This is a genomic window from Rhabdothermus arcticus (genome assembly GCF_055382915.1).
Genome location: NZ_AP043808.1, coordinates 769,392 through 790,054, shown reverse-complemented (window position 1 = coordinate 790,054; position 20,663 = coordinate 769,392). Strand labels below are relative to the sequence as shown.

Genomic DNA, 20,663 nt, shown 5'->3' with positions numbered 1-20,663 from the left:
CCGTGCGCGTGGGGAGTTCAAATCCAGCGCCGCGGCTTAGGATGGGGCCGTGGAGGTGGTGCTGCGCGTCGAGGCGCTGGGGTTTGGCTACCCGGGTCTCGCGCTCTTTTCCGGGTTGAACCTGACGTTGCCCGCCGGATCCGTGCGGGTCCTGCTCGGCCCCTCGGGCAGTGGGAAGACCACCTTGGTCCACCTCCTGGCGGGCATCCTGAGGCCCGACGCGGGCCGGGTCTACTGGGGCGAGACCGAGATCACCGCGCTGCCCGAAGCCCGTCTGGTGGCGCTGCGGCGGCGCTATCTGGGGCTCGTCTTTCAGCATCACTACCTGCTCTCCGAGCTCACCTTGCTCGAGAACGTGGCCCTGGCCGGTCTGATCCAGGGGCGGGTGGACTGGGGGCGGGCCCGCTGGCTCGTGGAGCGGGTGGGGCTCTCCGGACGGGAGGGGACGCGCATCGAGGCCCTCTCCGGTGGGGAGCGCCAGCGGGTCGCCGTGGCCCGGGCGCTCTACGCGCGCCCCCGGCTGCTCCTCGCCGACGAGCCCACCGGGGCGTTGGACCCGGAAAACGCCCGCCGCGTGCTTGCGCGCTTGGTCGCTCTCGCTCGCGAAGAGGGGGCTGCGGTGCTGCTCGCCACCCACGACGAGCGCCTGGTCGCGGGGTTCGAGGGCTGGCGCCTTTTCGGGGGGCGGCTGGTATCCTTGGGGACGTGAGCCCGATCCACATTCACGCCCAGCCCGAGGACCTCGCCCCTTACGTCCTCTTGCCCGGCGATCCTTATCGCGCCGAGTACATCGCGGAGCACTTCCTCGAGGGCGCCCGCCGCTACAACACGCACCGGGCGCTTTGGGGCTACACCGGGACCTACGCGGGGGTCCCGGTCTCGGTGCAGACGACGGGGATGGGCACCCCCTCGGCGGCGATCGTCGCCGAGGAGCTGGTCCAGCTAGGTGCGAAGACGATGATCCGGGTGGGGACGGCCGGGGCCGCGGCCCCGGGGATCCGGCCCGGCGACCTGATCGTCGCCAGCGGCGCGGTGCCCGGGGACGGCACGACCCGCCAGTACCTCGGCGGCCTGCCCTACGCGCCGGTGCCGGACTTCGCGCTGCTCAAGGCGCTCGCGGAGAGCGCCCCCGAGGCCCGGGTGGGGTTGATCCTGACCGAGGACGCCTTCTACGCAACCACCCCCGACGAGGCCCTGGCCTGGGCCAAGCGCGGCGTGCTGGCGGTGGAGATGGAGGCCGCGGCGCTCTTTTTGCTCGGCAAGCTGCGGGGCGTTCGCGCCGGCGCCGTCCTCGCCGTGTCCAACAACATCGGGGACCCCGAGCTGGTCTCCGACGACGTGCTCAAGCGCGCCGTGGATCAGGCGATCCTGACCGCGCTGCGAGCGATCCTGCGATTGGAGGGAAAGGCATGAAGTTTGAAACCGAGCACGCGCACGCCCCGGAGTTCGAGTTTTTGAGCTACGAGGTCGAGGGGCCCGTCGCGGTGGTCACGATCCGCCGACCCAAGGCCCTCAACGCGCTCTCCAGCGCGCTGTTGGAGGAGCTCGCGGAGATCCCCGAGCTGGTTGCGGAGAACACCGACCTCCGGGCGTTGATCTTTACCGGTGAAGGGGAGAAGGCCTTCGTCGCCGGCGCCGACATCGAGGAGATCGCCGCTTTGGCCGACGCCTTCGTCGCCCGGGAGTTCGCTTTGCTGGGGCAGGAGGTCTTTAGCGCCATCGCCGCCAGCCCGATCCCTACGATCGCGGCGATCAACGGCTACGCGCTCGGCGGGGGGCTCGAGCTCGCGCTGGCCTGCGACGTGCGGGTGGCTACCCCCAAGGCCAAGCTCGGCCTTCCCGAGGTGGGGCTGGGGCTGATCCCCGGGTTCGGCGGCACCCAGCGGCTTCCCCGCCTGATTGGACTGGGCCGGGCGCTGGAGCTGATCCTCTCCGGACGTCACGTCCCCGCCGATGAGGCTCACCGGATGGGCCTCGTCAACTTCCTCGCCGAGGACCCGCTGGCCAAGGCCAGGGAGCTCGCCGCCCGCTTCGCGAAGAACAGTCCGGTGGCCATGGCCCTGGCCAAGGAGGCGGTCTACCGCGGCTTCGACGTGCCGCTGCCGGAGGCCCTGGAGATCGAGGCCGACCTCTTTGGCCTGATCTCCCGCACCGCGGACTTCAAGGAGGGGACGACGGCGTTCCTGGAAAAACGCGCGCCGGTGTTCAAGGGGGAGTAGATGGGCGACCGGGTGATCCACGTCGCGAGCCCCAAGGCCAAGCTCTATCAGGAGGCCGATCAGTCGATCCGCAAGAGCCTGGCCGAGTACCCCCGGGCGCTCAGCGCCTACGAGCGGTTGGTCGCCGACCCCGAGGCCCGGGCGGGTTGGGACATGGCCAACTACATCACCGTGCACAAGCTCGGCTACAACGATCACGGACGGGTCCACGCCCTTCTCACCGGGGCCGCGGCGGTGGCGATCCTGCGCCTGTTGCTGGAGGCCGGCGTCAAGACCGACACCGAAAAGAGCGGGGCCGGGGACGCCCAGGACGCCTACACCGTCGTCCTTTTGGGTACGATGCTCCACGACATCGGCAACCAGGTCCACCGCGTGCACCACGAGGCCTTCGGGGTGAACCTCTCGGTCTCCATCCTGGACCGGGTGCTCGCGGAGGTCTACGACGACCCCGAGCAGCGGGTGCGGCTGCGCGGCTTGATGCTGCACTCGATTTTCAGCCACGACCTGGACCCCGAGCCCCTGACTGTCGAGGCCGGGATCACCGCGGTCGCGGACGGCACCGACATCACCAAGGGCCGGGGTCGCAAGGCCTTCCAGCTGGGCTCGATCGACATCCACTCGATCTCCGCCCTGGCGGTGGACGAGGTGATGATCCTCAGGGGCAAGGAGGTCCCGGTGGAGATCCGGGTCAAGATGAACAACGCCGCGGGGATCTTCCAGGTCGAGGAGACCTTGACCAAGAAGGTTATCCACAGCCCGATCCGCGACTATGTCACCGTGGTGGCCACCACCCACCCGGACGGTGACCACGATCAACGCATCATTCACCGGGTGCGGCTGCACGAACGCGAGCCCCGCTTCGTCCTCGAAGAATAGCGATGCCTGCCTTCTGGTTAAACCTGTTGGGGATCGTTCTCATCGATCTCGTGCTCTCCGGGGACAACGCGGTGGTGATCGGGATGGCCGTGCGCCGCCTGCCCCGGGCGATGCGCGCCCGGGCGGTGCTGGTGGGGACGCTGGGGGCGGTGGGGTTGCGGATCGCCTTTACCCTGATGGCCGCGCTGCTGCTTGGGGTGCCCTTTCTTTCCGCGGTCGGCGGGCTCGTGCTCTTTTGGATCGCGGCCAAGCTCCTGAAGGAAGACGGGGTGGAGGAGGGGCCAAAGCGGGAGGCCGACGACTTTTGGCAGGCGGTGCTGTTGATCATGATCGCGGACATCACCCTCTCCCTGGACAACGTCCTGGCGGTGGCCGCCGCCAGCGAGGGGCACCTCGGGCTCTTGATCTTCGGCCTGGCCCTTTCGATTCCCATCCTGATGTTCGGGGCCAATCTCGTCGCCGAGCTTTTGAACCGCCTGCCCTGGCTGAACCTTGTCGGGGCGTTGGTCATCGTCTGGGCCGGGGCCCGGCTCTTGGCCCATGACCCCAGCCTGCACGCGGCCTTCCCCTTGAGCGCGGCGCAGGCTTTCCTGCTCGGGTTGGCCGCGACGCTGGTCTTCCTGCGCGGGGACCTCAAGGGGATCCGGCGGGCGCTGGGCCTGGGGCCGGGTTAGGGCTCGGCGAGCGCTTCGAGGACCTCCGGGAGGAGCCGGTAGCGCCCCCGGGTGCCCTCGAGCACGCTCTGTTCCTTGAACAGGCTGAGGAGCTGGGTCACCGTGACCCGGCTGAGCCCGGCGTAGCCGGCGATCTCCTCGTGGGTCAGGGGCGCCTCCAGGCGCACCCAGGCCCCGTCCGCCTCGCCGAAACGCTCGGCGAGGTCCAGCAGGGCCCGGGCCAGCTTCGCCGCCGCCGGGAGCAGGACCCATTCCAGCCGGGCCTCGAGCTCGGCCAGGCGCTCGGCGAGGACCCCGGCGATCACCAGCGCCACCCCGGGGAGCTCCCGCGCTACCTGGCGCAGCTGCTCGCGGTCGATCGGGCAGACCAGCGCCGTCCCGGTGGCCACCGCGTCGCTTTCGAAGACCGCCTGCTCGGTGAGGAAGCGATCGCCAAAGAGGTCGCCGGGACCCACCAGGGCCACGACCCGCGTCCCCCTGTGGGTGGTGCGTTCGAGCTTGATCGTGCCCTCGAGCACCACGAAGAGGGCGTTCGCCGGGTCGCCCTGGCGCAAAAACCGCTCCCCCTGCTGAAGACGCTTGGGCGGGCAGAGCTCCATCAACCGCCGCTTTTCCGCGCCGCTAAGGCGCTCCAAAAATCGCGGTCGCTTGAGCCGCCAGGGCATGGTTCTTTTTACCACCTGACATAATGGGGATGTGCGGTTCAAAGATCGAAGGCACGCGGCCATGCTCCTCGCTGAGGCGCTCAAGCCGCTGGGGCTGAAGCAGCCCGTGGTCCTGGGGATTCCCCGCGGCGGCGTGGTGCTCGCTGACGTTCTGGCCGAGGCGCTGGGGGGCACCATGGACGTGGTGCTGGCGCGCAAGCTGGGCGCCCCCGGCAACCCCGAGTTCGCCATCGGGGCGGTGGCCGAGAACGGCGAGGTCGTCCTCAGGCCCTACGCCCACCAGCTCGCCGACGCGGCCTACCTCCGCGAGGAGACGCAGCGCCAGCGGGCGCTGCTCGAGGCGCGCCGGGCCCGCTACCGCGCGGTCCGGCCCAAGGTCCCCCTCACCGGGCGGGACGTGCTGATCGTCGACGACGGCGTGGCCACCGGGAGCACGATGGAGGCGGCGCTGCTCGCGGTGATGGCGGAGCAGCCCCGGCGGGTGGTGCTGGCGATCCCCGTGGGCGCGCCGGACGCGGTCGAGCGCCTGGCCAGGATGGCCGAGGTGGTCGCCCTGTCCACGCCCCCCACCTTCGGCGCGGTCGGCGCCTATTACGATGACTTTCCCCAGGTCAGCGACGAGGAGGTCGTTAGAATTCTCGCGAAGTGGAGGGAGAGGGATGAAGCTCAAGATCGTTAACGCCGACAAGGTGCGCCGCGTACCGGTGGAGAACGCCGAGGGCGCGTTCATTCAGGTGCTGATCGGTCCCGAGGAGGCGCCGCACTTCGCGATGCGCCGGTTCACCCTGCTCCCCGGGGGAACGATCAAGCGCCACCGCCACCCCACGATCGAACACGAGCAGTACGTCCTCTCCGGGCGGATGCGGCTCGAGCTCGACGGCGAGGTCCGGGAGGTGGGGCCGGGGGACGTGGTCTTCATTCCCGCCGGCGTCGCCCATCGTTACGAAAACCCCTACGATGAGCCGGTCTTCTTCCTGTGCATGGTGCCAAAGACCGCGGCCTACGAGGTCGAGTGGCTGGAGGAATAGGGGCGGCCAAAGGCCGCCCCTTTAGGCCCTGATCTCCATGCGCTGGAAGACGACGTAGGCCAGGGTGAAGAAGAGGACGCTTGCGGCGATCAGCCCCGCAAGCTGGGGCCAGACCATGAGCAGGGACTGGGACAGGGGTAGCGGGGTGCCCAGCACCATGCCCTCGAGCTGGGCCGGAAGGACCGGGCCCAGCGCCCGCACCTCGGGCTGCAAGAGCGCCAGCGTGGCCTCGGCGTAGAGGGTGTTGGGGGCGATCCGGGCGAGGGCCAGCTCGGTCTGGGCCTGGCGCAGAAGCTCGTCGGGAAAGCCGTAGCGCACCGGACTGATCACCGGGGCCAGGAGGCCCGCGATCATGCTCCAGAAGACGGTGAAGAAGAGCCAGAGCCCGATCGCCGCCATGGCGCTGGTGGTAGGGTTTTTGAAGACCACCGAGAAGAAGAGCGCGACCGCCAGCCACACCCCCCCGTAGGCCAGGGTGGCGAGGAGGTAGAGGAGGCTGCGCGCCACCTCCTCGAAGGAGGGGGCCAGGCCGGTAAGCACGATGCCCATGCCCACGATGAGCAGCCAGGTGGCGAGGAGGACCAAGCCCAAGGTGGCGAGCCCCGCCAGGAACTTCCCCATGAGCAGGGCGTCGCGGTAGATCGGCTGGGCCAGGACCCGGCTCAGGGTGCGCCGCTGGAACTCCCCGTTGACCGCGTCGAAGCCCAGCGCGATCGCGAGCAGCGGCACCAAAAACCCGGCGAAGGCCACGAACGAGGGCAGGGGACTCTTGGCGGTGGTGAAAAAGCGCAGGAACAAGAAGACGTCCTCACCGACGCTGCCCTTGATCGTCTGGATGGCGGCGTAGACTGTCCCTGCGGCGGTGAGGAGGATCAGGAGCTCGAGCAGGCGCATCCGGCTGCCGCTGAGCTGGTCCGCGAACTCCTTTTGAAAGACCACGCCGAGGCCGGAAAAGGCCGGTCCCTCACGCCGCGTCATGCTGCACCTCCCCGAAGTACGCGCGGTAGACCTCGTCCAGGCTGGGCTCCTCGACGTCGAGGGAGAAGAGCCGTCCTCCGGCGGTCAGCACCGCTTGGGCCACCTCGGGCCTGAGGTCGCGCTCGGCCTCGAGCACGAAGGCCTGCCCCTCCCGCCGCAGGCCGCGGACCCCCGGGAGGGCGTTGAGCACCGGCTCGAGCCCCTCCCCCTCGGCCTCGACGCGGATCCGGTAGGCGCCGCCGAGCACCTTCTGGGCCAGCTCGGGTACCCGGCCGACCAGGCCCATTCGTCCGTCCTTGAAGAGCCCCACCCGGTCGGTGACCCGCTGCACCTGGTGCAGCAGGTGGCTGGAGAGCACGACGGTCAGCCCGTTGGCCTTGAGGCTCGCGATCAGGGTCAAGAACTCGTGGGCCGCCTGGGGGTCGAGCCCCAGGGTGGGCTCGTCGAGGATGACCAGCTCGGGCTCCTTGATCAGCACGTCGGCCAGGCCGAGCCGCTGCTTCATCCCCCGCGAGTAGGTGCGGACCGGACGATCGGCGGCCTGAGCGAGCCCCATCTGCGCCAGGACGCGGTCGATCCTGGCCTCCACGCCGGGGCCCTTGAGCCCGTTCAGGGCCGCGGTGTAGCGCAGGTTCTCCCGTCCCGAGAGCTCGTCGTAAAAGCCCACGGTGTCCGGCAGGTAGCCGACCCGCCGCTTGACCGCGAGGGGGGCCTTGACCGGGTCCTCGCCGAGCACCCGCACCGTTCCGCCGCTGGGCTCGGTGAGGCCCAGGAGCATCAGGATCGTGGTGGTCTTCCCCGAGCCGTTGGGCCCGAGGAGGCCGAAGATCTCGCCGCGCTCGACCACCAGGTCGAGGTCGCGCACCGCGACCAAGGCACCGTAGCGCTTGGTCAGGCCGTGGGTCTCGATCGCCGCGTTCATCGCCGTCCGAAGCGCCAGGTCGCGAGCAAGAAGACCGCCAGCGCCACCGCGATCACCGCCACGCCGAAGGCCCCCCAGAGGGTGGAGGTGAGCACGGTGATGCGGAAGTCGGCGCTCTCGCTGGTGCCGTTCTTGGGCTTGGCGGTGAGGGTCAGCATGTAGTCCCCGGCGATGGCCTTGGGCGAGGGCTTGATCTTGGCGGTCACCTCGGCCTTCTCGCCCGCGGGGATGGACGCGATCGTGTCCGGTTCGAAGCTGACCTCCCAGCCGCTGGGCTCGAAGGAGGAGAGCTTGACCTCCTTGGCCTCGGCGCTGCCACGGTTCTTGATGACCAGCTTGAGCGGGGAGGTACGGCCCGCGTAGGCACGGCCCGAGAGGCGGCCGTCCGGGGTGGTGATGCTCAGCTCCGGGCGGCCGGTGATGATCGCCTTGAGCTGGAGGCTGGCCTTGGCCTCGCCGGCCCGGGCGTGGACGGTGAGGGCGTAGGTCCCGGCCTGGACCTTGGGGGGCGGGCTGACCTCGATGTCCAGGTTCTTGGTCTCCCCGGCCTTGATGGGCAGGGTGGTGACCTCCTGGCTGCTGAACTGGGGCTTGAAGACCACCTCAAAGCCCTTCGGGGCGTCGGCCTCGAGCCCCACCAAGAGGTCCTGATCGGACTCGTTCTTGAGCGTCGCGCGGTAGCGGAAGGTGGTGGTCGGGGTGCCCTTGAGGACCGGGAGCTCGACCTCGAGCTTCAACGAGGGCGGCAGGACCTTGCCCACGGTCAAGCGAAGGGGCAGCTCGGCGCGCACCCCGTTTCCCTCGGCGACGACCCGCATCGGGTAAGTGCCCTCCTTAACGCCTTTGGGCACCTCGACGCGCAGGGTCAGCGTGCGCGAGGCGTCGGGGGGAAGGTAGACCGCCTCCACCACCCGGCCGTTGCCCAGGAGCGCCGCGGTCCAGCCCTTGGGTACCCCCTCGACCCGGAGCTGGAGGTAGGCCGGGGGCAGGCCGTAGTTCTTGGCCTCAATCGAGAGGTTGACCACCTCCCCGGCCTTCACCGTCAGCGCCGGAAACGGGGTGCCGAGCACCAACCCACGGTACTCGGCGGCGAGGGTCACACCTAACAAGAGCGCGAGCAACACACCTAGCGTTCGCCGCATCCTTCACCTCCTCCTCATTGCTTAGGTTTTACGATGCAACCACGCTGAAAAGGCTTAAAAGTCGAGCGTGTCCGGATCCTTGAGCACCGCGCCGCGGGAGGCGTTGGTCACCAGGGCCCGGTAGCGCTTCAGCCAGGCGCCCTCGACCGGCTTCTTAAGCGGCTTGAAGGCCGCCCGTCGGCGGGCCAGCTCGTCCTCGGGGACGCGCAGCTCGACCCGGCCGGCCTCGAGGTCGATCTCGATCAGGTCCCCTTCCTCGACCAGACCGATCGGCCCACCCTCGGCGGCCTCGGGGGAGACGTGGCCGATCGCTGCCCCACGGGTGCCGCCGGAGAAGCGTCCGTCGGTGATCAGCGCGACCTTGTCCCCGAGGCCCATTCCCATCAGCGCCGAGGTGGGGGCCAGCATCTCGCGCATCCCGGGGCCGCCCCGGGGCCCCTCGTAGCGGATGACCACGACGTCCCCGGGCTGGATCCGTCCGGCGTTGATCGCCGCCTGGGCATCCTCCTCCGAGTCGAAGACCCGCGCCGGGCCAGTGTGCTTGAGCATCTTCGGGTCCACCCCGGCGGTCTTGACCACCGCCCCCTCCGGGGCCAGGCTGCCAAAGAGGATCCGGAGGCCGCCGGTCTTCGAATAGGGGGCTTCCAATCGTCGGATCACCCGGTCGTCCTTGATCGCGAAGTCCCCTCCCTCGAGGACCTCGCCGAGGGTCTTCCCCTGGACCGTCCTGGCCTCGAGGTGCAGGTAGCCGCCGCGGGCGAGCTCTTTGAGGATGGCGTGGATGCCCCCGGCGCGGTCCAGGTCCTCCATGTGGTAGTTCGAGGAAGGGGCGATCTTCGCGAGGTTGGGGGTGGTGCGGCCGATCTCATCGAGCCGGGAGAGGGGGAAGGGGATCCCCGCTTCCTCGGCGGCGGCCAGGGTGTGGAGCACGGTGTTGGTGCTTCCGCCCATGGCCACGTCGAGGCGGAAGGCGTTCTCGAAGGAGCGCAGGTCCACGATGTCCCGGGGCTTCAGGTCCTCGAAGGCGAGCTCGACCACCCGGTAGGCGGCCTGCCGCTTCAGCGTCTCGCGGCGGGGGTCGTCGGCGAGGACCGTGCCGTTCCCGGGGAGGGCCAGCCCCAGGGCCTCGAGCAGGCTGTTCATGCTGTTGGCGGTGAAGAGGCCGGAGCAGGAGCCGCAGCCGGGGCAGGCGTAGGTCTCGATCTCCTTCAGCGCCTCCTCGCTGATCTCGCCCTTTTTCAGCTCCCCGAGGGCCTCGAAGACGCTGATCAGGTCCACCACCCGCCCCGAGGAGGGCAGCACCCCGGCGCGCATCGGCCCGCCGGAGATGAAGATCGAGGGCAGGTTGACCCTGAGCGCGGCCATCAGCATCCCGGGGACGATCTTGTCGCAGTTGGGGATGAAGATCGCGGCGTCGAAGGCGTGGGCGCGGAGCATCGTCTCCACGCTGTCGGCGATCAGCTCCCGCGAGGGCAGGCTCCACTTCATCCCCTCGTGGCCCATGGCGATCCCGTCGTCCACCCCGATGGTGTTGAACTCGAAGGGCACCCCCCCGGCCTCGCGGATGTAGCGCTTGATGTTCTCGACGAAGTCCCGCAGGTGGGCGTGGCCGGGGACGATGTCCACGTAGGAGTTGACCACCGCGATGAAGGGCTTTTCGAAGTCTGATTCCTTCTTGATCACCCCGGTCGCGCGCAAGAGCGAGCGGTGGGGGGCGCGGTCGGCGCCTTTCTTGATGCGGTCGCTCCTCATGCGTCCCTCCAGGTCGCGATCTTGCCGTGGAAACGGCGGGGGTCGGCCTCGAGCAGCTTGACCAGGGCCTCGGCCGCCTCCTCGGGGGTGATCAGCACCCCCTGCTCCTTGTAGCCGCGGAAGATCCGGTGCAGCACCGGGGCAGCGCCGCCCTCGGCCTCCCGGGCCTCGGCCTGCATGCGGGTCTCCACCACCCCCGGGCGGTAGACGAAGCTGGTGATCTGGGGGGCCTCGGCGGCGAGCTGGCGGGCCAGGTGCTCCTCGGCGGCCTTGGCTACCGCGTAGGCTCCAATCCCGGGGACGTTGGATTCCGCGGCCCCGGAACCGAAGAAGACCGCGATTCCCTGGCCCGCGCGCAAGAGCACCGGTACCGCGTAGCGGATCAGCTGGTAGCCGGCCTTCAGGTTGGCGTCCAGGATCTCGTCCCAGTGGGCCTCGGGCAGCTCCCAGAGGAGGGGGCCGGCGTGCAGCACCCCGGCGTTGTGGATAAAGCCCTGGAGCGGGCCCATCGCGGCCGCCGCGCGGACCAGCTTCTCCGCCACCTGGGCCTCGGCGGCGGAGCCCTCGACGTAGGTGGCCTCGCCCCCGGCCTCGCGCACCTCCCGGGCCACCTCGGCGAGGGCCGCGGCGGTGCGCGCGTTGAGCGCGAGGTGCGCCCCCCGCCGGGCCAGGGCCAGGGCCAGGGCGCGGCCGATGCCCCGGGAGGCGCCGGTCAGGATCCAGCTTCCCTTTCGCAGGTTCATGGCCTTCAGTCTATCCGGTGGATAATGTAAAAATGAAACCCAACGTTCTCCTCGTTCCCCTCGGGGACCTCGAGCCCCGCGTCTTGCACCCGGTGGCGGCCAACGTCATCGAGGTCTTCGACCTCTTCGCCGAGGTCGCCCCGCCTCGCCCGCTCCCCGAGGCCGCGCTCGACCCTGGTCGCGGCCAGTACCGCGCGGCCGAGGTGCTGGGGGCGTTGAAGGCCGCCTTTCCCGACGCCTTTCGGGTGGTGGGGGTGGCGGCGGCGGACCTCTACGCGCCGGGGCTGAACTTCGTCTTCGGGCTGGCCGACACCCCGGGCCAGGCTGCGGTGGTCGCGGTGGCCAGGCTCTTGACCCGGGACGGCCGGCGGTTTTTGGAGCGCGTGATGAAGGAGGTCAACCACGAGCTCGGACATACCTTCGGCCTGGGGCACTGCACCGCCCCGCGCTGCGTGATGCGCTTTTCCAACTCGGTCGCCGAGGTCGACGCAAAGAGCCGCTTCTTCTGCCCCGACTGCCAGGCCAGGCTCGAGGCCGCCCTCAGAGCGCTTGGAGCACGGCCCGGGTGAAGGCCTCGGTCGAGGCCTGACCCCCGAGGTCCGGGGTGGGCGCGGCCTTGAGCGCGTCCGCCACCGCCCGCTCCACGCGCGCGCCCAGCTCGGGGAGGTCCAGCGCGTAGGTGAGGAGCATCGCCGCCGAGAGGATCGCCGCCGCGGGGTTGGCGAGCTCCTTCCCGGCGATGTCCGGGGCCGAGCCGTGGACCGGTTCGAAGAGCGGGGTCCCCTCGCCCAGGGAGGCCGAGGGCAAGAGCCCCAGCGAGCCCGGAAGGACCGAGGCCAGGTCGGAGAGGATGTCCCCGAAGAGGTTGCCGGTGAGGATCACGTCGAAGGCCTGGGGGCGGCGCACCAGGTGCATCGCCATTGCGTCGACGTACTGGTGGTCGAGGGTGACCTCGGGGTAGGCCGCCCCCACCTCGGCGACGCTCTTCCGCCAGAGCTCGCCGACCTCGAGGACGTTGGCCTTGTCCACGCTGGTCAGGTGCGTTCTGCGTTTCTTCGCGGCCTCGAAGGCGATCCTGGCCACCCGCTCGACCTCGGGGCGGGTGTATCGCATCGTGTTCCAGGCCGCGGCCTCGCTCATCCCCTTGGGTTCGCCGAAGTAGATCCCCCCGGTGAGCTCGCGGACGATCAGGAGGTCCACCCCGCGGGCGAGCTCCGGGCGCAGCGGGGAGAGGCGCTCGAGCCCCGGCATCACCCTGGCCGGACGCAGGTTGGCGTAGAGCCCGAGGGTCTTGCGCAGGGCCAGCAGGCCGGTCTCCGGGCGTCTCTCCCGGGGGAGGTCGTCCCACTTCGGGCCGCCGATCGCGCCCAGGAGCACCGCGTCGGCCTCGAGCACCCCCCTTTGCGTCTCCTCCGGGAAGGGCTCGCCGTAGCGGTCGGTCGCTTCGCCGCCGAAGGCGAAACGTTCAAAACGAAGGTCGAGCCCCTCGGCTTCGTCCAAGGCCTTCAGGACCCGAACTGCCGCCTCGGTGACCTCGGGCCCGATGCCGTCGCCGGGTAAGAGGGCGATCTTGGGCATGGGGCCATTCTGACCGCCGCGGCCGCTGGGTTCAAGGCGGATTCAAGCCCTGCCCCGCAAGACGCGGGGCAGGGGAAAGGGGCTACTTGATCGCGGTGCTGAAGACGTAGTCCTGGGCCTTTGCCCGGCTGTGGCAGGCGATGCAGCTGGCGATTTTGCCTTCGGCCTGGACCGCGCCGTCGGGGCCGTACTTGGCCCAGAACCAGTCCCCGGCCTCGGGGTTATAGCCCTGGACCTTCTTCATCACCGTGATCGCGGCGAGCGTCTTGCCGTCGGGGGCGTAGTTCTCCTTCACCAGGATGGCGCCGTCGGGATAGCTGCCCGCTTTGGCCTGGATCGCGTCGTAGGCGATGTTGTTGACGAAGGTCCGGAGCACCGCGCCGTGGGGCTCGGTGCCCTTGTAGAAGCCCGGAGGCTTTCCGGGGACGTAGTGCCAGTTCACCGCGTACTGGCTCTGGGTGAGCTGGCGCCAGAGCGTCTCCGCCATGCCGCCGGCGGCCAAGGCCAGCACGCCGAGGCCGATCAGGCCCAAGGTCAGATGCCATCGTTTCATCGTTTCCCTCCCGACCTCCATCCTCCGGGAGGGCAGGGGGGAGTGGTGTCGCCGTCAATACAAACCCGGCTTGCCCGGGGCCGCCCGCGCCTCGTCGAGGGCCTCGACCCGGCGCATCGCCTCGGGGTCCATCAGGACCTCGAGGGGGTCGTAGCGGCCCTCGAGGAAGGCCGCCCGTACCGCCTCGGGGAGGAAGATCGGGATCGTCCTGCCGGCGTAGCGAGCCTCCATCGCCCGAAGATCGATCTCCACCTCGGTCTCGGGCCGCTCCTCGACGGTCTGCATCAGGTGGGCGACGTCCTCCGGCTCCGCGACCACGCAGACCAGGCCGATCTGGCTGGCGTTGCCGAAGAAGATCTCGGCGAAGGACTCGCCGATGATCGCCTCGAACCCCGCGCGGCGGATCGCCTGCGGGGCGTGCTCGCGCGAGGAGCCGGAGCCGAAGCCGGCGTTGACCACGAGGATCCGCGCCCCCTTGGCCGAGGGGCGGTTCAGGGGATGGTCCTTGGGCCGACCCTCGGCGTCGAAGCGCTCGTCGTAGAAGAGAGCCTCGCCCAGGTGGTCGAAGGTCACGGTCTTCAAAAAGCGTGCGGGGACGATGCGGTCGGTGTCGATGTCCGCGCCGCGGATGGCCACGGCGCGACCCTGGATGCGTTCAATCGGCGGCATGGGCACCTCCCAGTCCGAAGACCTCGCGGGGGTCGGCGATGTGGCCGCGGATCGCGCTGGCGGCCACGGTGAGCGGGCTGGCCAGGACGGTGCGCCCGGTGGGGCTGCCCTGGCGGCCCTTGTAGTTGCGGTTGGAACTGCTGATCGCGAGCTCGTCGCCCACCAAGCGATCGGGGTTCATCGCCAGGCACATCGAGCAGCCCGCCCCCCGCCACGCGAACCCGGCGGCGCGGAAGACCTCGGCGATGCCTTCCTCCTCCGCCGCGCGGGCCACGGTCTGGCTTCCGGGCACGACGATCGCCCGCACCCCGGGGGCGACGCGGTGGCCCTGAATGTGGCGGGCGACCTCGCGCAGGTCGCTGAGGCGGGCGTTGGTGCAGCTGCCGATGAAGGCGACGTCGACCTTGACCGAATGAAGCGGCTGGCCGGGCTTGAGCTTCATGTAGGCGAGGGCGTCCTCGACCTGGCGGCGGTCGCCCTCCGGGAAGGCCTTGGGGTCCGGAACGCGGCCGTCGACCGGGGCCGACTGCCCGGGGTGCACCCCCCAGGTCACGGTGGGGGCGATCTCGCTGGCGTCGATCTCGACGACGTCGTCGTAGCGTGCGTCGGGGTCGGAAGCCAGCGCCCGCCAGGCGGCGACCGCCCGCGTCCAGTCCTCGCCCTTGGGCGCGTAGGGCCGGCCCTCCAGGTAGGCGAAGGTGGTCTCGTCGGGGTTCATGTAGCCGATGCGGGCCCCGCCCTCGATCGACATGTTGGCGATCGTCATCCGCCCTTCCATGTCCATCCGGTCGATGACCTCGCCGCCGTACTCGTAGGCGTAGCCGATCCCCCCCTTGACCCCCAGGGTGCGGATGATGTGCAGGATCACGTCCTTGGCGTAGACCCCGGGAGCGAGCCGTCCGTTGACGTTGATGCGCCGCACCTTGAGCCGGTTCATGGCCACGGTCTGGGTGGCCAGGACGTCCCGCACCTGGGTGGTGCCGATGCCAAAGGCCACCGCCCCAAAGGCGCCGTGGGTGGAGGTGTGGCTGTCGCCGCAGACGATGGTGAAGCCGGGTTGGGTCAGACCGAGCTCGGGGCCGATGACGTGGACGATCCCCTGGCGGCCGCTCTTGAGGTCGAAGAAGGTGATTCCGTACTCCTGGACGTTCTTCCGCAGGGTCTCGATCATCTCCTGGGCCAGGGGGTCAGCGAAGGGTTCGACCTGGCGGTCGGTGGGGACGATGTGGTCCACGGTGGCGAAGGTGCGGTGGGGCATCTTGACCTTCAGCCCGCGCTCCCTCAGCATCGCGAAGGCCTGCGGGCTGGTGACCTCGTGCACCAGGTGCAGGTCGATGAAGAGCTGGGTGCGGCCGTCCTCGAGCTCGCGCACGGTGTGCGCTTCCCATACCTTTTCGTAGAGCGTCTTCCCCATAACCCTCCTTGGTTGCATGAGTATACAAGGGGCGTTTGCGTTGACAAGCCTCGCTTCGTTTCGATACACTGGCGGGTGCTGCGGGGCGTAGCGCAGCCAGGAAGCGCACCTGAATGGGGTTCAGGTGGTCGGAGGTTCAAATCCTCTCGCCCCGACCAAAAAGGCCCGGCCAAGGCCGGGCCTTACGCTTTGCGCAGGCCCTCCAACAGCAGCGCCTTGACTCCGGTCAGGGACCGGGGGCGCCGTTTGGCCGGGCGGTTCGTCCAGAAGACCGCGGGGTTTCGCGTGTGGTGGGGGTGCTCGGGGGCCTCGGCGTTGCCGTGATCGCTCGCCAGCACGACCGGCAGGTCGCGCTCGACGAGGGCGGCAACGAAGCGATCGAGCCGGCCAAGAAGGGCGGGGATCTCGGCCTGGGCACGGTGGCCGGCATAGTCCAGCATGAAGACCTCGAGAGCCAGAAGGGCATGGTCCCCAAGCAGGGCCCTGGCCTTCCGGGCCTCGCGCTCGGAGTTGGCGAGGAGCGGGTCCAGCGCTCGGGGGTCGTCCCGCGATAGGAGCCGCCCGCCCGCCGCGAGGGTGGCCTGGGCGAAGGCCGAGGCGAAGCCCGGACGCCGTCGCACCCGGGCCAGGTAGGCCTCGCGGTAGCCGTTGGCGAACAGCCAGGGCAGGCCCCGCCGGCCGAGCTCGACGAAGAGGCCTTCTCGTTCGAGGCGTTCCCTGAGGGTTTTTCCGGGGAAGGGGCCGAAGTGATGCCCGAGGCAAAGCGCGGCGTTCACCCCGGTGAGGAGCGCGGTTTGGCCGGTGCCCGACTGGGGCAGGCCGGGCACGCCGAGGGTGGCGTCGAGGCCGGCCTCGAGCCCGCCCAGGGCGTGGAGCGCGGGCAGGTGCCGAGGCCCCACCGGGGAGGGGCCGCTCGGCAGGCCGAGGCCGTCGACGAAGAGGAAGAACACCGCTTCCATTATTATCGAGGGGTGCGATCCCTGCTCCTTTCCGCGATGAAGGCCGCGCTCGAGGCCACCGATCCCCGCGCGCGCACCGAGGCCGGGCTCCGCGCGCTCGGGCTGCGCGGGCCGTTGAACGTGCTCGCGGTGGGCAAGGCCGCCTGGCCCATGCTCCAGGCGGTGGAGGCGGTCGTCGAGGACGTCCGGGGGTTCGGCACGACGCGCGACGGCCACGGCGGCCCGCTGCGCAAGCTCTCCCTGCTCGAGGCCGGCCACCCCCTGCCCGACGCGCGCTCGGTGCAGGCCGCCGAACGGGCGCTGGCCTTTGCCCGCGACCTGGGCCCCGAGGACACCCTCCTCGTCTTGGTCTCCGGCGGGGGCAGCGCGCTCTGGACCGCCCCCTGGGGGGTGAGCCTGGAGGAAAAACGCGCCCTGACCGAGGCCCTCTTGAAGAGCGGGGCCACGATCCACGAGATCAACGCGGTGCGCAAGCACCTCTCCCGGATCAAGGGAGGGCGGCTGGCCGAGGCTGCCTACCCCGCCAGGGTGCTGACCCTCTTCTACTCCGACGTGCCCGGCGACGACGTCAGCGTCGTCGCCTCGGGTCCCACCGCGCCCGACCCCACGACCTTCGAGGACGCCCTGGCGGTGCTCGATCGCTACGGCATCGAGGCCCCTGCCGCCCGCGCGCACCTCGAGCGCGGCGCCGCGGGGGCCCTCCCCGAGACCCCGAAGCCCGGGAGTCCGGTCTTTTCCCGGGTGGAAAACCGGCTCCTGGCCGGCAACGCCGACCTCTTGCGCGCCGCGAGCGGGCACCTGGAGGGGGCAGGGTTTGCCACGCTGATCCTCTCCGACCGCTTCGTCGAGCTCGCGGGGCCCCTCGCCGGGGTCCACGCCGCGCTGGTGGGCGCGGCCCGGGACCAGGGCCTGCCCCGGCGTCCGCCCTTTTTCCTGGTCAGCGGGGGGGAGGCCGGGGTCCGGGTCAGCGGCGGCGGCCTGGGCGGGCGCAACCAGCAGTTCTTGCTCGAGCTCCTGGTGCGCCTGGGCGCGGACGGGGTCTGGGCGCTGGCGGTGGACTCCGACGGGGTCGACGGCCCCACCGACGCCGCCGGGGCGCTCCTTAGCCCGGACAGCCTGCACCGCGCGCTGGCGCTGGGGCTGGACCCCGAGGCTCACCGCCGGGCCAACGACGCCTACGCCTTTTTCGACGCCCTCGGCGACCTGGTCAGGACCGGCCCCACCGCGAACAACCTCAACGACCTGCGCCTGATCTACGTCGCGTAGCGCACGGGTTCCCCGGGAAGCACGCGCACCTCGCCCTGGGCCTCGAGGTAGGCCAGGTGGGCGAGGGTCTCAGCGAGGGCGAAGCGGCGCTGGGTAGGGTCCTCGAGGCCGGGAAAGACCGCCAGCGAGACCGCCCAGGCGGTCTGGGGGCCGCCCCTGAGCGCGGCCCTCACCGCCTCCAGGCGTTCGGCGTGGTGACGCTTGAGGGCCCGGGCGCGGGTTCGGAGGTCGAACCCGGCGAAGTGGCCGGGAAGGACGTGGGTGGGCGAGAGGGCTTCGAGCCGGTCCAGGGTGTCCAGGAAGCTCTTAAGGGGGTTGGCCTCGGAGTAGGGCCATTTCGCCACCATCGGCGAGATCGTCTCCAAGACGGCGTCGGCGACGAAGAGGACTTCGTCCTCGAGCCAGAGCACCGCCTGCCCCTCGGCGTGGCCGGGGGCGGGCAGGGCGCGAAAGCGCCGACCCTGCAGGGTGAACGTGCCGGCGTAGGGCCGCGGGGCGGTGGGCGGGTGCACCTTCGCCCGGGTCCTGCGCATGCTCGATACCATCTCCTCGGCGAGCGCCGGGGGCGCGCCGTGGCGGACGAGCTCCACCCGGCCCACGGCGATCCAGCGCTCGAGCGCGCTCCAAAAGACGTGCCCGGTGGAAAGCTCCGCCTGGGGCAGCCAGATCGTCTTGCCCTGGGCCTCGAGCAGCCCGGAGAGCGCGTAGTGGTCCGGGTGGTGGTGGGTGATGAGGACGTCCTGGACGTCCTGAAGCCGCACCCCGGTGGGCGCCAGCGCGGCCTCGAGCAGGGTGGGGTCCATCCCCGGGTCCACCAGGATCGGGCGGTCGGCCTCGATGAGGTAGGCGTTGATGTGCCCGATCGGGTAGGGGACCGGAAGGGCGAGCCGCCAGACCCCGTCCGCGACGATCTCGGCTAGAGGTAGCCCGCGCGTGCCAGCTCCTCCTCGACCGCTTCCAGGACCCGGGCCTTGGCCTCCTCCAGGCTGACCCCTACGAGGGTGGCCCCGGCCGCCGGGACGTGGCCCCCGCCTCCCAGCTTGAGGGCGATGCGCTGCGCGCTCACCCCCCCCTTGGAGCGGATCGAGACCTTGACCCCGTCTTCCAGGACCTTGAAAAAGAGCGCCACCACCGCGCCCTCGGCGGTCTTCAAGAGCCCCACGAAGTCGTCGGAGTCCTCCATGCTGGTGCCCGCGGCGGCGGCCATCTCCGGGGTGAGGTAGGCGCTGATCGCGAGTTTGTTGAAGTGGAACTCCAGCGTGGAGAGGACCAGCCCCAGGAGCTTGAAGTACTCCGGCGGCCGCCAGGTTAGCCGGTCCGCGAGCTCGGCGTACTTGACCCCGTAGCCGATCAGCTCGGCGACGGTCTCGAAGACCTCGGGGGTGGTGTTGGCGTTCTTGAAAAAGCCGGTGTCGGTCATGATCCCGGTGACCACCGGGGTGGCGATCGCCTCGTTCCACGCGACGCCGAGGAGGTCGATCAGGTCCTTGGCCATCATCGCCGCCGCGGGCTTGGTGGGGTCGACGACGTGGATCTGGCCAAAGCGCGAGTTCGAGCCGTGGTGGTCGAGGTTGATGACGAAGCCTTGCACCGGCGCCCCGTAGACCCGGTCCTTGTCCCCGGCGTCCATCACCACCAGGGTGGCGTTCTCCGGAAGGGCCTCGACCGGGTCGGTGTACTCCTCCTCCCGGGGGATGAAGCGCAGGAAACGGGGCGGATCCATGATCCAGTAGGCGTCCTTGCCCAGCGCCTTCAACGCCCGATAAAGGCCCAGCGTGCTGCCCAGGGCATCCCCATCGGGGTCGACGTGGGCCACGATGTAGATCGGCCCCTCGACGGTCTTCAACGTCTCGGCGACGAGGCGCATCTTCTCCCAGTAGCGTGGTTCGGGGGCGTTATCCACCATAACGTTCGAGTATAACGCGAAACCCCAGCGCCTCAAGGCGTTCGAAGTAGTCGGGGAAGGTCTTGGACACCGCCCCCGGACCCTCGATCTCCAGTCCCGGCGCCCGCAGCGCGAGCAGGGCCAGGCTCATTGCGATCCGGTGGTCGTCGTGGCTCTTCAGCCGGGCGGGGCGCAGGCTCCCGGGATGCACGGTGAGGCCGTCGGCTTCCTCGACCACCCGCGCCCCGGCGTGGGTCAGCTCTTCGGCCATGGCCCGGATGCGGTCGGTCTCGTGGTGGCGGATGTGGGCGACCTCGGTGATGCGCACCGGGGCGTCGGCCATCGCCGCGAGGGCGGCGAGGGTGGGGGTTTGGTCGCTCATGCGGTGCAGCGACTGGACGAAGCCGCCCTTGAGCCGCGCCGGTCCCCGAACCGTGATCCCCGCCTCGCCGAGGTCGACCTCGGCGCCCATGCGCGCGAGCACCTCGACGAAGTCGCGGTCCGGCTGCAGGGTGTTGGGGTCCAGGTTGGTCACCGTGACCTCGCCGCCGCTCGCCGCGGCCAGGGCGAAGAAGTAGGCGGCGGCGCTGGCGTCGGCCTCGAGGGCGTGGGTGCGTCCCCGGTACCCCCCGGGGTGGGCGGTGAAGCGCTCGAGCCCCTCGGCCTGCACGAAGCCTCCGAAGGTCCGGATCGCCTCCAGGGTCAGGCGCACGTAGTCCGGCTGCACCAGCCCCTTTTCCACCACGATCTCCACCGGCCGCTCGGCGAGGGGAGCGGCCATGAGCAGCGCGGAGACGAACTGGGAGGAGGGCACGCCGGGGACGCGGACCTCCCCCCCACGGAGCCTTCGCCCTTCGAGGACGAAGGGAAAGCGGCCCGGGGCTTCCAGGTAGGTGATGCGGACCCCGAGGGAGGCCAGCGCCTCGAGCAGCGCGTCCATCGGCCGGCGGCGCATCTGTGGGCTGGCATCCAGCGTCCAGCGGCCCGGGGTGAAGGCCAGCATCGCGGTGAGGAAGCGGGCCAGCGTGCCCGCCGACCCGACGAAGACCTCGGCCTCGTCGGTCCTTGGGCCGCCGCCGACGACCCGCGCGGTCTCCCCCTCGACCGCGACCGGGATGCCCAGCGCCTTCAGGGCCTCGACCGCCCAGTAGGCGTCGTCGCTCTTGAGGATGCCCCGGAGCGTCGAGGGGCCCTCGGCGAAGCCGGCAAGGAGCAGGGCGCGGTTGGTCGCGCTCTTAGAGCCCGGCACCCGGACCGCCGCGTGCACCGGACCGGGCGGGGGAAAGAGGCGCAGCGCCCGCACGTCGTCGAGTTGGGCCCAGGGAGATCGCATGCGCGTT

General features: G+C 70.4%; 23 protein-coding genes and 1 tRNA gene. 10 read left to right on the top strand and 14 right to left on the bottom strand.

Annotated elements, in window-relative coordinates; all coding sequences use genetic code 11:
* Positions 1-49 precede the first annotated feature (49 nt).
* The 5 genes from ACZ48Y_RS04125 to ACZ48Y_RS04105 are packed head-to-tail and all read left to right on the top strand — an operon-like array spanning position 50 to position 3,769.
* Entirely contained in the window at positions 50-709 is a 660-nt protein-coding gene (locus ACZ48Y_RS04125) for an ABC transporter ATP-binding protein (protein WP_464742437.1), read from the top strand.
* Positions 706-1,413 carry a phosphorylase family protein gene (locus tag ACZ48Y_RS04120; protein WP_464742435.1) on the top strand — a complete coding sequence of 236 codons (708 nt, stop codon included), beginning with the start codon at positions 706-708 and terminating at the stop codon, positions 1,411-1,413. The genes ACZ48Y_RS04125 and ACZ48Y_RS04120 overlap by 4 nt, the downstream gene beginning before the upstream one ends.
* On the top strand, positions 1,410-2,219 hold the full coding sequence (locus tag ACZ48Y_RS04115; protein ID WP_464742433.1) for an enoyl-CoA hydratase/isomerase family protein: 810 nt from the start codon (positions 1,410-1,412) through the stop codon (positions 2,217-2,219). Before ACZ48Y_RS04120 ends, ACZ48Y_RS04115 begins: the two co-directional genes overlap by 4 nt.
* Positions 2,220-3,095 (top strand): phosphohydrolase, encoded by an 876-nt coding sequence (locus tag ACZ48Y_RS04110; RefSeq protein WP_464742431.1) that lies wholly within the window; start codon positions 2,220-2,222, stop codon positions 3,093-3,095. It begins immediately after the preceding gene.
* A 2-nt stretch (positions 3,096-3,097) separates the two neighbouring features.
* On the top strand, positions 3,098-3,769 hold the full coding sequence (locus ACZ48Y_RS04105) for a TerC family protein (protein WP_464742429.1): 672 nt from the start codon (positions 3,098-3,100) through the stop codon (positions 3,767-3,769).
* Here the strand turns inward: ACZ48Y_RS04105 and ACZ48Y_RS04100 are convergent.
* Positions 3,766-4,434 carry a Crp/Fnr family transcriptional regulator gene (locus ACZ48Y_RS04100; RefSeq protein WP_464742427.1) on the bottom strand — a complete coding sequence of 223 codons (669 nt, stop codon included), beginning with the start codon at positions 4,432-4,434 and terminating at the stop codon, positions 3,766-3,768. The genes ACZ48Y_RS04105 and ACZ48Y_RS04100 overlap by 4 nt on opposite strands.
* Before the next feature lie 31 nt (positions 4,435-4,465).
* Here ACZ48Y_RS04100 and ACZ48Y_RS04095 point away from each other — a divergent pair, with 31 nt between their 5' ends.
* Both ACZ48Y_RS04095 and ACZ48Y_RS04090 read left to right on the top strand, forming a co-directional pair.
* Positions 4,466-5,113 (top strand): phosphoribosyltransferase, encoded by a 648-nt coding sequence (locus ACZ48Y_RS04095; protein ID WP_464742425.1) that lies wholly within the window; start codon positions 4,466-4,468, stop codon positions 5,111-5,113.
* Positions 5,094-5,462, top strand: coding sequence for a cupin domain-containing protein (locus ACZ48Y_RS04090; protein ID WP_464742423.1), 369 nt, complete (start codon positions 5,094-5,096; stop codon positions 5,460-5,462). The genes ACZ48Y_RS04095 and ACZ48Y_RS04090 overlap by 20 nt, the downstream gene beginning before the upstream one ends.
* Positions 5,463-5,483: 21 nt before the next feature.
* On the opposite strand, the gene ACZ48Y_RS04085 is transcribed toward ACZ48Y_RS04090, so the two are convergent.
* From ACZ48Y_RS04085 to ACZ48Y_RS04065, 5 genes are read right to left on the bottom strand one after another with little or no spacing between them, the layout of a single operon-like run.
* Positions 5,484-6,440 carry an ABC transporter permease gene (locus tag ACZ48Y_RS04085; protein ID WP_464742421.1) on the bottom strand — a complete coding sequence of 319 codons (957 nt, stop codon included), beginning with the start codon at positions 6,438-6,440 and terminating at the stop codon, positions 5,484-5,486.
* On the bottom strand, positions 6,427-7,362 hold the full coding sequence (locus ACZ48Y_RS04080) for an ABC transporter ATP-binding protein (protein ID WP_464742419.1): 936 nt from the start codon (positions 7,360-7,362) through the stop codon (positions 6,427-6,429). The genes ACZ48Y_RS04085 and ACZ48Y_RS04080 overlap by 14 nt, the downstream gene beginning before the upstream one ends.
* Positions 7,359-8,504 (bottom strand): NEW3 domain-containing protein, encoded by a 1,146-nt coding sequence (locus ACZ48Y_RS04075; RefSeq protein ID WP_464742417.1) that lies wholly within the window; start codon positions 8,502-8,504, stop codon positions 7,359-7,361. Before ACZ48Y_RS04075 ends, ACZ48Y_RS04080 begins: the two co-directional genes overlap by 4 nt.
* A 54-nt stretch (positions 8,505-8,558) precedes the next feature.
* Positions 8,559-10,256: a dihydroxy-acid dehydratase gene (ilvD, locus tag ACZ48Y_RS04070; protein ID WP_464742415.1), complete on the bottom strand. Its 1,698-nt coding sequence runs from the start codon at positions 10,254-10,256 to the stop codon at positions 8,559-8,561.
* On the bottom strand, positions 10,253-10,999 hold the full coding sequence (locus ACZ48Y_RS04065; protein ID WP_464742413.1) for an SDR family NAD(P)-dependent oxidoreductase: 747 nt from the start codon (positions 10,997-10,999) through the stop codon (positions 10,253-10,255). The genes ilvD and ACZ48Y_RS04065 overlap by 4 nt, the downstream gene beginning before the upstream one ends.
* A gap of 32 nt (positions 11,000-11,031) precedes the next feature.
* On the opposite strand from ACZ48Y_RS04065, the gene ACZ48Y_RS04060 reads away from it, so the two are divergent.
* A complete protein-coding gene (locus ACZ48Y_RS04060; protein WP_464742411.1) occupies positions 11,032-11,568 on the top strand; it encodes an archaemetzincin family Zn-dependent metalloprotease in 537 nt (178 codons plus the stop codon).
* Here the strand turns inward: ACZ48Y_RS04060 and leuB are convergent.
* From leuB to leuC, 4 genes are all read right to left on the bottom strand, one after another.
* Positions 11,540-12,577 (bottom strand): 3-isopropylmalate dehydrogenase, encoded by a 1,038-nt coding sequence (gene leuB / locus ACZ48Y_RS04055; RefSeq protein WP_464742409.1) that lies wholly within the window; start codon positions 12,575-12,577, stop codon positions 11,540-11,542. The two genes, ACZ48Y_RS04060 and leuB, sit on opposite strands and share 29 nt — an antisense overlap.
* 82 nt (positions 12,578-12,659) lie before the next feature.
* Positions 12,660-13,130, bottom strand: a complete 471-nt coding sequence (locus ACZ48Y_RS04050; protein WP_464742407.1) for a cytochrome P460 family protein — start codon at positions 13,128-13,130, stop codon at positions 12,660-12,662.
* Between the two features lie 54 nt (positions 13,131-13,184).
* Entirely contained in the window at positions 13,185-13,799 is a 615-nt protein-coding gene (locus ACZ48Y_RS04045; protein ID WP_464742405.1) for a 3-isopropylmalate dehydratase small subunit, read from the bottom strand.
* Positions 13,786-15,213 (bottom strand): 3-isopropylmalate dehydratase large subunit, encoded by a 1,428-nt coding sequence (leuC, locus tag ACZ48Y_RS04040; RefSeq protein WP_464742403.1) that lies wholly within the window; start codon positions 15,211-15,213, stop codon positions 13,786-13,788. The genes ACZ48Y_RS04045 and leuC overlap by 14 nt, the downstream gene beginning before the upstream one ends.
* An 81-nt stretch (positions 15,214-15,294) precedes the next feature.
* Here leuC and ACZ48Y_RS04035 point away from each other — a divergent pair.
* A tRNA-Pro gene (locus tag ACZ48Y_RS04035) sits at positions 15,295-15,371 on the top strand.
* Positions 15,372-15,395: 24 nt separating this feature from the next.
* On the opposite strand, the gene ACZ48Y_RS04030 is transcribed toward ACZ48Y_RS04035, so the two are convergent.
* On the bottom strand, positions 15,396-16,163 hold the full coding sequence (locus ACZ48Y_RS04030) for a metalloenzyme (RefSeq protein ID WP_464742401.1): 768 nt from the start codon (positions 16,161-16,163) through the stop codon (positions 15,396-15,398).
* Positions 16,164-16,184: 21 nt separating this feature from the next.
* On the opposite strand from ACZ48Y_RS04030, the gene ACZ48Y_RS04025 reads away from it, so the two are divergent.
* Positions 16,185-17,438: a glycerate kinase type-2 family protein gene (locus ACZ48Y_RS04025; RefSeq protein WP_464742399.1), complete on the top strand. Its 1,254-nt coding sequence runs from the start codon at positions 16,185-16,187 to the stop codon at positions 17,436-17,438.
* Here ACZ48Y_RS04025 and ACZ48Y_RS04020 read toward each other — a convergent pair.
* The 3 genes from ACZ48Y_RS04020 to aroA form a co-directional block, all read right to left on the bottom strand.
* Entirely contained in the window at positions 17,426-18,241 is an 816-nt protein-coding gene (locus ACZ48Y_RS04020; protein ID WP_464742398.1) for an MBL fold metallo-hydrolase, read from the bottom strand. The two genes, ACZ48Y_RS04025 and ACZ48Y_RS04020, sit on opposite strands and share 13 nt — an antisense overlap.
* 113 nt (positions 18,242-18,354) lie before the next feature.
* Positions 18,355-19,344: a DHH family phosphoesterase gene (locus ACZ48Y_RS04015; RefSeq protein ID WP_464742396.1), complete on the bottom strand. Its 990-nt coding sequence runs from the start codon at positions 19,342-19,344 to the stop codon at positions 18,355-18,357.
* Positions 19,334-20,656: a 3-phosphoshikimate 1-carboxyvinyltransferase gene (aroA, locus tag ACZ48Y_RS04010; protein WP_464742394.1), complete on the bottom strand. Its 1,323-nt coding sequence runs from the start codon at positions 20,654-20,656 to the stop codon at positions 19,334-19,336. Before aroA ends, ACZ48Y_RS04015 begins: the two co-directional genes overlap by 11 nt.
* Positions 20,657-20,663: the final 7 nt, after the last annotated feature.

What these genes read in the sequence shown, in the direction of transcription:
- ACZ48Y_RS04115 (WP_464742433.1), top strand. Translation starts at nt 1,410, where the DNA reads ATGAAGTTTGAAACCGAGCACGCGCACGCCCCGGAGTTCGAGTTTTTG.
- ACZ48Y_RS04110 (WP_464742431.1), top strand. Translation starts at nt 2,220, where the DNA reads ATGGGCGACCGGGTGATCCACGTCGCGAGCCCCAAGGCCAAGCTCTAT.
- ACZ48Y_RS04105 (WP_464742429.1), top strand. Translation starts at nt 3,098, where the DNA reads ATGCCTGCCTTCTGGTTAAACCTGTTGGGGATCGTTCTCATCGATCTC.
- ACZ48Y_RS04100 (WP_464742427.1), bottom strand. Translation starts at nt 4,434, where the DNA reads ATGCCCTGGCGGCTCAAGCGACCGCGATTTTTGGAGCGCCTTAGCGGC.
- ACZ48Y_RS04090 (WP_464742423.1), top strand. Translation starts at nt 5,094, where the DNA reads ATGAAGCTCAAGATCGTTAACGCCGACAAGGTGCGCCGCGTACCGGTG.
- ACZ48Y_RS04085 (WP_464742421.1), bottom strand. Translation starts at nt 6,440, where the DNA reads ATGACGCGGCGTGAGGGACCGGCCTTTTCCGGCCTCGGCGTGGTCTTT.
- ACZ48Y_RS04080 (WP_464742419.1), bottom strand. Translation starts at nt 7,362, where the DNA reads ATGAACGCGGCGATCGAGACCCACGGCCTGACCAAGCGCTACGGTGCC.
- ACZ48Y_RS04075 (WP_464742417.1), bottom strand. Translation starts at nt 8,504, where the DNA reads ATGCGGCGAACGCTAGGTGTGTTGCTCGCGCTCTTGTTAGGTGTGACC.
- ilvD (WP_464742415.1), bottom strand. Translation starts at nt 10,256, where the DNA reads ATGAGGAGCGACCGCATCAAGAAAGGCGCCGACCGCGCCCCCCACCGC.
- ACZ48Y_RS04065 (WP_464742413.1), bottom strand. Translation starts at nt 10,999, where the DNA reads ATGAACCTGCGAAAGGGAAGCTGGATCCTGACCGGCGCCTCCCGGGGC.
- ACZ48Y_RS04060 (WP_464742411.1), top strand. Translation starts at nt 11,032, where the DNA reads ATGAAACCCAACGTTCTCCTCGTTCCCCTCGGGGACCTCGAGCCCCGC.
- leuB (WP_464742409.1), bottom strand. Translation starts at nt 12,577, where the DNA reads ATGCCCAAGATCGCCCTCTTACCCGGCGACGGCATCGGGCCCGAGGTC.
- ACZ48Y_RS04050 (WP_464742407.1), bottom strand. Translation starts at nt 13,130, where the DNA reads ATGAAACGATGGCATCTGACCTTGGGCCTGATCGGCCTCGGCGTGCTG.
- ACZ48Y_RS04045 (WP_464742405.1), bottom strand. Translation starts at nt 13,799, where the DNA reads ATGCCGCCGATTGAACGCATCCAGGGTCGCGCCGTGGCCATCCGCGGC.
- leuC (WP_464742403.1), bottom strand. Translation starts at nt 15,213, where the DNA reads ATGGGGAAGACGCTCTACGAAAAGGTATGGGAAGCGCACACCGTGCGC.
- ACZ48Y_RS04020 (WP_464742398.1), bottom strand. Translation starts at nt 18,241, where the DNA reads ATGGACCCCACCCTGCTCGAGGCCGCGCTGGCGCCCACCGGGGTGCGG.
- ACZ48Y_RS04015 (WP_464742396.1), bottom strand. Translation starts at nt 19,344, where the DNA reads ATGGTGGATAACGCCCCCGAACCACGCTACTGGGAGAAGATGCGCCTC.
- aroA (WP_464742394.1), bottom strand. Translation starts at nt 20,656, where the DNA reads ATGCGATCTCCCTGGGCCCAACTCGACGACGTGCGGGCGCTGCGCCTC.